The sequence below is a fragment of the Actinobacillus seminis genome (assembly GCF_002263215.1).
In the GTDB taxonomy this organism is placed as follows: domain Bacteria; phylum Pseudomonadota; class Gammaproteobacteria; order Enterobacterales; family Pasteurellaceae; genus Actinobacillus_B; species Actinobacillus_B seminis.
Genome location: NZ_NLFK01000003.1, coordinates 249,181 through 256,373, shown reverse-complemented (window position 1 = coordinate 256,373; position 7,193 = coordinate 249,181). Strand labels below are relative to the sequence as shown.

7 protein-coding genes and 1 pseudogene are annotated in these 7,193 nt (G+C 39.1%); 6 read left to right on the top strand and 2 right to left on the bottom strand.

Annotated features, from left to right (window positions below):
- The 6 genes and pseudogenes from CFY87_RS12185 to CFY87_RS04685 form a co-directional block, all read left to right on the top strand.
- Positions 1–382 (top strand): ABC transporter transmembrane domain-containing protein (locus CFY87_RS12185; RefSeq protein ID WP_272896439.1); only part of this gene is annotated, 382 nt, incomplete at its 5' end.
- On the top strand, positions 373–1,029 hold the full coding sequence (locus tag CFY87_RS12180; RefSeq protein ID WP_336595878.1) for an ATP-binding cassette domain-containing protein: 657 nt from the start codon (positions 373–375) through the stop codon (positions 1,027–1,029). The genes CFY87_RS12185 and CFY87_RS12180, both read left to right, overlap by 10 nt.
- Before the next feature lie 287 nt (positions 1,030–1,316).
- Positions 1,317–1,652: a bacteriocin gene (locus CFY87_RS12175; RefSeq protein WP_115610003.1), complete on the top strand. Its 336-nt coding sequence runs from the start codon at positions 1,317–1,319 to the stop codon at positions 1,650–1,652.
- Positions 1,653–2,262: 610 nt separating this feature from the next.
- Positions 2,263–4,335, top strand: a complete 2,073-nt coding sequence (locus CFY87_RS04690) for a TonB-dependent receptor domain-containing protein (protein ID WP_094946094.1) — start codon at positions 2,263–2,265, stop codon at positions 4,333–4,335.
- Between the two features lie 266 nt (positions 4,336–4,601).
- Positions 4,602–4,810 (top strand): annotated as a pseudogene (locus tag CFY87_RS12170) (PTS ascorbate-specific transporter subunit IIA); the annotation flags it as partial.
- Positions 4,811–4,851: 41 nt separating this feature from the next.
- Positions 4,852–5,529 carry a 3-keto-L-gulonate-6-phosphate decarboxylase UlaD gene (locus CFY87_RS04685; protein WP_094946093.1) on the top strand — a complete coding sequence of 226 codons (678 nt, stop codon included), beginning with the start codon at positions 4,852–4,854 and terminating at the stop codon, positions 5,527–5,529.
- A 69-nt stretch (positions 5,530–5,598) separates the two neighbouring features.
- On the opposite strand, the gene CFY87_RS04680 is transcribed toward CFY87_RS04685, so the two are convergent.
- Both CFY87_RS04680 and asd read right to left on the bottom strand, forming a co-directional pair.
- On the bottom strand, positions 5,599–6,231 hold the full coding sequence (locus CFY87_RS04680; protein WP_094946092.1) for a BamJ family beta-barrel-assembly machinery protein: 633 nt from the start codon (positions 6,229–6,231) through the stop codon (positions 5,599–5,601).
- Between the two features lie 21 nt (positions 6,232–6,252).
- A complete protein-coding gene (gene asd, locus CFY87_RS04675) occupies positions 6,253–7,071 on the bottom strand; it encodes an archaetidylserine decarboxylase (RefSeq protein ID WP_094946091.1) in 819 nt (272 codons plus the stop codon).
- Positions 7,072–7,193 lie beyond the last annotated feature (122 nt).

Genomic DNA, 7,193 nt, shown 5'->3' with positions numbered 1-7,193 from the left:
AACCCTATATGGTATTACTACATTAAGAGCATTAGGTATAGAAAATAAACGAAAAGAACAATGGATGTCTCTCAATGCAGAGATGTTTAATATATCAATCAAAGTTACTAAATTTGATATGCTTTTTTCCGGCATTCATAAGTTTATTTCAAATATTGAACAAATTTTAATTCTATGGATTGGTGCCACAATGGTGATTGAAAATGTGATGACATTGGGTATGTTTGTTGCTTTTAATGCCTATCGAGGTTATTTCTCTGCTCGAATGGGAAATTTAATTAATATAGTATTTAGTTTGAAAATTATTTCACTACACAGAGAACGTATTGCAGATATTGCTTTAAATGAAGTAGAAGATAATAAAAAAATCAAATTAATCTAATAAATAATAACCACGCAAGGTTAAACATTAGTGATCTCTGTTTTAAATACGACCCTTTTAACAAGAATATTATTGATAATTTAAATTTAAATATAAATAGCGGTGAAATTGTAGCTATTACTGCTCCATCAGGATATGGGAAAATGACACTATTAAAATTGATGGGAGGATTATTAAAGCCGACTGCTGGAAGAATCTATTTTAATGGAATAGATATTTATCAACTTGGGATAAGCCAGTATCGAACCCAAATTGCTTGCGTATTGCAAGAAGATAAATTCTTTTCTGGATCTATTTTAGAAAATATTGTAAGTTTTGAGAACAATTATGATCTAGATTGGGCAATAGAGTGTGCTAAATTAGCAAATATTCACGATGAAATAATGAGAATGCCGATGAATTACGAAACGATATTGGGAGAATTAGGGAATAATCTTTCCGGTGGACAACGTCAGCGGCTGTTTATTGCCAGAGCTTTATATAAGAAACCGAAAATTTTACTAATGGATGAAGCTACCACCCACCTAGATGAAGTAAATGAAGTACTCGTTAATCGGGCAATATCGCAATTAAGCATTACCCGAATTATTGTAGCACATCGTCAATCCTCTATCCAATTTGCAGATAGAATAATCAAGCTAGGGTAATAATATATCATTCAGTAGGAGTTATTCAGAAATATATAATCAACATAAAATATGATTGTATAGACTAAAAAACTAAACTTTATGCATATGAGTATTTAAAAATCTATATTTTTGGGTAGTTTGATATAATAGAGTTTTTATTTTTAATAAACTTTACTATAATAGGAGGGTAAAATTTGGTTGCTTTTATAAATTTAATTTTATGGCTTATTTTATTTTTATTCCTTTTTTTTTTTTTTTGACTATATTGGGCGATACCCGGTTATTTTTATTGAACAGGAGATAATATGAAAGAACTCAGTATTGATGAACTACAATTAGTTCAAGGTGGAATTTTGCCAGTTGTAATAGGAGTTGCAACAACCTCAATGATTAGAGGAGCGGCTGTTGGAGTAACCTCATATGGGATAAAAGAAACATTTGGAAACCAAAATTATAATTGGAAAGATGCTGGAGCAGCAGCAATAGGAGGCGCAACGGGAGCACTTATAGGAAATAGTAATGCAATTAGAACAGCATCATCAGTATTTTTTAGCAGTGCTGCTGAAGGATTGTTTTATTCAATCAGTAAATCTATAAATCAATCAGGCTCAGATTATGGTGATGGTTGTGATTATCAATAAAAAAGGAAATGAAAATTAATTTCTTGATTCCTTATCAAAAATTTATTGAACATTATCTAGATATGTTTCGTTATGAATTTCAGAAAAAATGAGATTCGGAGAAAAAGCGATCCGCTATTTTAAATGACATTATTTCCCGCCCGAAAGGGCGGGATTTTCTCATAAATTTATGTTTAATCAAGTTCTGAAAACGCCACTTTCTCAATTTTGGTCGTTAAAATTTGAGAATGTTAAATTTCTAAAACCGTAAAACAGCATCTCTCTAAAATAATTTTATCTTGCACATTCGGAATATCGTCAAATTTGTAAATCAAAAGACCGCCGACCGTAAATTATTCGACATCTTCAAATAATTCAGACTCATTTAATTCCGGTTTAAGCTCTTCAAGACTTGCTGTTCCTTTCACAATCCAGTGATCATCAACATGATAAATATTGCAGCACTACGAAATGAGAAAGGAAACTACACATTGAGCGGGCAATAGCAAAACAAAATTCTCTTGACAATAAAATTGAAGTATATTACCTTTTCCTTACAATATTGAGAATTGTTTTCAATATTGAAAGAAAAAATTTCTAATAAAATCTCGTTTGTATTTAAGGAAAAACAATGAAAAAATTTAAACTACTGCCGGTTCCTGCGCTGGTATTAGGTGTATTTGCCGCAAATGCATTTGCTCAAACAGATGCTGTGGTATTGGACACCATCAATGTTACAAATCATCAAGGTTTAAAAGTCAAAACCAATGTCGTGACCACCCAAATCAAAGACGAAAGTACGGAAACCGATTTACGCGGTTTACTGAAAAACGAGCCGTCCATTGCCATAGGGGGAGGTAACGGTACTTCTCAATATCTCTATATTCGCGGTATGGGGCAAAATTCCATCGATGTTAAAGTGGATAATGCTTACTCGGATGCGCAAATTCACTACCATCAAGGTCGTCATATGCTAGACCCTGCCATGGTCAAAATTGTATCTGTCCAAAAAGGGGCTGGTAGTGCTTCAGCTGGTATCGGTCAAACCAACGGGGCGATTGTTGCCAAAACCCTAGATGCCTTAGATTTACTGGAAGGCAGTGATAAAAACTTCGGTGCAAGAGTCGGCACAGGCTTCAGCACCAATTACTCTCAAAATTACAACGCCACCGTCTATGGAAGAAGTGGGATGTTCGATGGGATAATCGCGACCAACTTTATCAAAGACGGGAATTACAAAGCCGGTAAAGGCTATTATGATTCAGTAAATAAATCTGACCGTGTCTTGTACAGCGGTTTAAATAAACTCAGCTACCTCGCCAAAGTCGGTGCTACCGTCGGCGATCACCGTTTTGTCTTGAGCCATTTGCACGAACAACACAAAGGCGATCGTTTGGTGCGCGAAGAATTTGTGAATTTTGGTGACAGACAAGCTCCTGCCGCCCGTAAAATGACGGTCGACAACACCAATTTAGAATGGACAGGGAAAAACTTAGGCTTTGCCAAAGAAGCCAATGCCAACGTGTACCGCTTGGTGCATGGTCGCTGGTCTGCCAATGATAAAGGCAACGGTTATGCCGGTAATAAAGAAGGTGAAACTTCAATTAAAGTCGTTACCCACGGAGCAAACTTCAATTTTGATTTACCGATCCATCACAACATCTTGGTGAAATACGGTATCAATTACCGCCATCAAGAAGCCAAACCGCACTTTAAAGCCGCAGGCATCTCTAATCAACGTAAATCAGATACCGGTTTTTATGTAGAAGCCATCACCGCTGCCACCGATAGTATTACGTTGACGACGGGTTTACGTTACGATCAGTTCACCTTTAAAGCGATGGATCGTAAAAAAGTCAGCGATTCAAGTTTTAACCCGAGTATCGGCGTGATTTTCGAAGTTACCCCTGAGCTAAGCTTTAGTGCGAGCCATAACTACGCTACCCGCAGCCCGCGTATGCAGGATGCCATTTTAAGCCACGGTGAAAAGCGCGGTCTCACCAGTATTCTTGAAGGCACCAAAGCCGAGCAAGCACGTACCACCGAAATCGGGTTTAACTATGATAACGGCACATTCAGTGTGGACGGTAGCTATTTCTGGCAACGTATCAAAGATGCCCTAGGCACAACCGCCGGTCGCGATAACCATATGAGTGACGGCACTTGGCAAAGCATCTTAAATGCCGGCAAAATCAAAAACCACGGTTATGAGTTAAACTTCGGTTACCATCAGGGTGGCTTTACCGCTCGTCTGGGTGTCGCCGACAGCAAACCGCGCTTCTACGCAAATCTTGGTAAGAAAGCCAACAAAGAGAAAAAAATAAAGGAGAACAAACCACTACTCAGCGGCAATCCTGAATACGCTTCTGCCATCGGTCGTACGTGGACAGCGTCTGTGAGCTACCGTTTCGAGCAACCGAATATTGAAGTGGGTTTACATCACCGCCTCGTTGAAAAAGTCAAAGCTAAAGACGACTTCTTCTTGACAGGGGGTAACGTTACACCGGGTAAGGGTAAAGCCGGTTATAATGTAACCGATCTTACCGTGAACTGGAAACCGTTTAACGATGACAGAATGAATGTCAACTTTGCGATTGATAATATTGCCAACAAGTTTTACAAATCGCATGCACAGCGTAGTAATGATAACACGCTTCCTGCACGCGGTCGTGAATTCCGCTTGGGTGTCAATTATACATTCTAGTTTTTCCGGTCTTTAATTCATCAATAAACGGTCAAAAGTTTTGCTTTTTGACCGTTTTTTATAAGCGTCATAAAAGGCTTTTTGTTTGATTTTGTTATAATATATCTATTGGTTTAATTATGAGTAAAAGCTATTCTGAAGAAGAAATAAAGAATAAGTTATCATTTATTCGTTTCATTATCACAAAGAATATAAACCGCTAGAGAAAGTTATACGTGATTTTTTATCTAAATTGGACTTGGATAAGTCAAAAATCTTATGATGTGCCGGTGTATTTTGATGGGGATGATGAGCCTGTCTATATGATGATCGCATTAGCAGGGAGCGATAGCAATCAACATATGGAGGGTTAGTGGAAATTACTCGAGTATTAGATGATCCGAATAGCGATAGCGGTGTTAATATCGAGAAATTTTTGACTTGTGACAGTATAGATGAGGTTTTGGCAGTAATTGATGCTGCTCTTGAGGAATAACATATTATAAAAAGAGAAAATATAAATTTAGGAGATGATCTATGAAGACTAAACCATTATTGCAAATAGCTCTTGATTCCTTGACGCTTGAAAAAGCGGTCGCTGATGCTCGGCAGGCTTCAAATTTAGTTGAAATAATTGAAGTTGGTACCATTCTGGCTTGTGCAGAGGGGATGAAAGCCGTTTCCACATTGCGAGCCTTACACCCGGAACATATTATTGTTTGTGATTTGAAAACGACAGACGGAGGCACGATTTTAGCAAAAATGGCTTTTGAGGCGGGGGCAGATTGGCTAACGGTGTCTGCGGCAGCGCATCCGGCAACGAAAGCAGCGTGTAAGAAAGTCGCGGATGAATTTAATGCAGCCCACCCTGAATTAAAGGTGAAAAAAGAAATTCAAATTGAAATTTATGGTAATTGGACAATTGATGATGCAAAAGACTGGGTTGAGCTGGGCGTACATCAAGCGATTTACCATCGCTCAAGAGATGCCGAGTTAGCCGGAAAAGGATGGACCCAAGAAGATGTAGCATTAATGAAACAACTTTCACGCTTAGGCATTGCACTTTCTATTACTGGTGGAATTGTTCCGGAGGATATTCATCTATTTAAAGAAATTAAAAATGCTAAGGCTTTTATTGCAGGACGAGCTTTAGTCGGGGAAAAAGGACGGGCAACTGCTGAAGCAATTCGTCAGGAAATTGCAAAATATTGGTAATTTGACCATTGGGAGAGCGTTACGAAATGTTTTGCGTAACGCTTTTTTAGTCTCAATTAAAGTGATGTATTACAGAATATCCAATAATTCCACTTCAAACACTAAGGTGCTGAATGGCGGAATAGACTCGCCGGCACCGCGTTCGCCGTAGGCTAAGTTATGAGGAATGGTTAAACGCCATTTTGAGCCGACCGGCATCATAGAAAGGGCTTCAATCCAACCGGCAATCACGCCACTTACAGGGAATTCTGCCGGTTGACCACGTTTCACTGAACTATCGAATACGGTTCCATCAATCAAAGTACCGGTGTAATGTACACGCACTTTATCTTGGCGGCTCGGGACTTTACCGTTACCCTCCACTAAAACTTCGTATTGTAATCCGCTTTCCGTCACTTTTACGCTGTTTTTTTTCGCATTTTCAGCTAAGAAAGCGTTGCCCGCTTCTTCCAATTGTTTAAATTTCGCCTGCGCTTTTTCCGCTGCGTCTTGTTGCAATTGATGTAACGCTTGGCTCACTTTATTTAAATCCAACGCCGGTGCATTTTGGTTTAAGGCATCATAAATCCCTTTGGCAACCGCTTCTGCTTTCACATTTAATCGGCTGTCGATTAATTGTTGACCGATTTGTAAGCCGATACCATAACTCCCTTTTGCAGAAACATCATCTAAGGTTACTTGTTCAAAAAATGATTTAGTCATTGTTTTTCCTTGTGTTAAAAATTATTTTTTATATGCCAATACTTCGCCCATGCGCACCGGCAAGTCGACTTGCAGATGGCTTGCCAGTTGTACACGATTTTTCGGGAACAAATTGATCACGGTCGAACCTAATTGGAAGGCACCCATTTCACAACCTTTCAATAATTTGACCGCACTTTCCCCTTGATAAGTCCAAGTTTTGATTTCCTTCGGACGTGGCGGATTGACAATACCAGCCCAAGCGGTGCTGATGCTGGCAGTGATGGTGGCACCGACTAAAATTTGCACCATCGGTCCGAAGTCCGTATCAAATACGCAGATGACCCGTTCGTTGCGAGCGAATAAATTGGGTACGTGTTCGGCTAAAAACGGGTTTACCGAAAACAGATCGCCCGGCACATAAATCATTTTTCGCAAGGTTGCGTCGCAAGGCATATGCACGCGGTGATAATCACGCGGTGATAAATAGATAGTGGCGAATTCGCCATTTTTAAAGGTTTCCACCAGCTCTTGATCGTGCGCCAATAAATCTTCTAAACGAAAATAATGCCCTTTGGCTTGTAATAATAAATTGTCGTCAATATGTCCGAGTTGGCTGACTCGTCCGTCTGCGGGTAAACAAAGTGCGGTCGGATTTTGCTCGATTTTACGCGCATTTTCGGCAAGCGGACGAATAAAAAATTCGTTGAAGCTGGCATAATCTTTGAAATTCGGTTTCGCCGCTTCATTCATGTCCACGTGATATTTTTTGGCAAAAAGTTTGATCGCAAAATGAGTCACTGTGCCCCATTGTTGTTTGGTAAACCAGCCGGCAAATTGGGTTAAATATTGTTGCGGCATCACATATTGAAAAGCAATTTTGATGCGCTGCCGGTAGCTGGGTTGTTTTTTTTCGCGTTGTACATAGTTATGTCCTCAATAAATTGGAGATGGGATTATAACAAGTTATTTCACTTGTGCAA

Coding starts and splice junctions, on each gene's coding strand:
- CFY87_RS12175 (WP_115610003.1), top strand. CDS start 1,317: ATGAAAGAACTCAGTATTGATGAACTACAATTAGTTCAAGGTGGAATT.
- asd (WP_094946091.1), bottom strand. CDS start 7,071: ATGCCGCAACAATATTTAACCCAATTTGCCGGCTGGTTTACCAAACAA.
- CFY87_RS04690 (WP_094946094.1), top strand. CDS start 2,263: ATGAAAAAATTTAAACTACTGCCGGTTCCTGCGCTGGTATTAGGTGTA.
- CFY87_RS04680 (WP_094946092.1), bottom strand. CDS start 6,231: ATGACTAAATCATTTTTTGAACAAGTAACCTTAGATGATGTTTCTGCA.
- CFY87_RS04685 (WP_094946093.1), top strand. CDS start 4,852: ATGAAGACTAAACCATTATTGCAAATAGCTCTTGATTCCTTGACGCTT.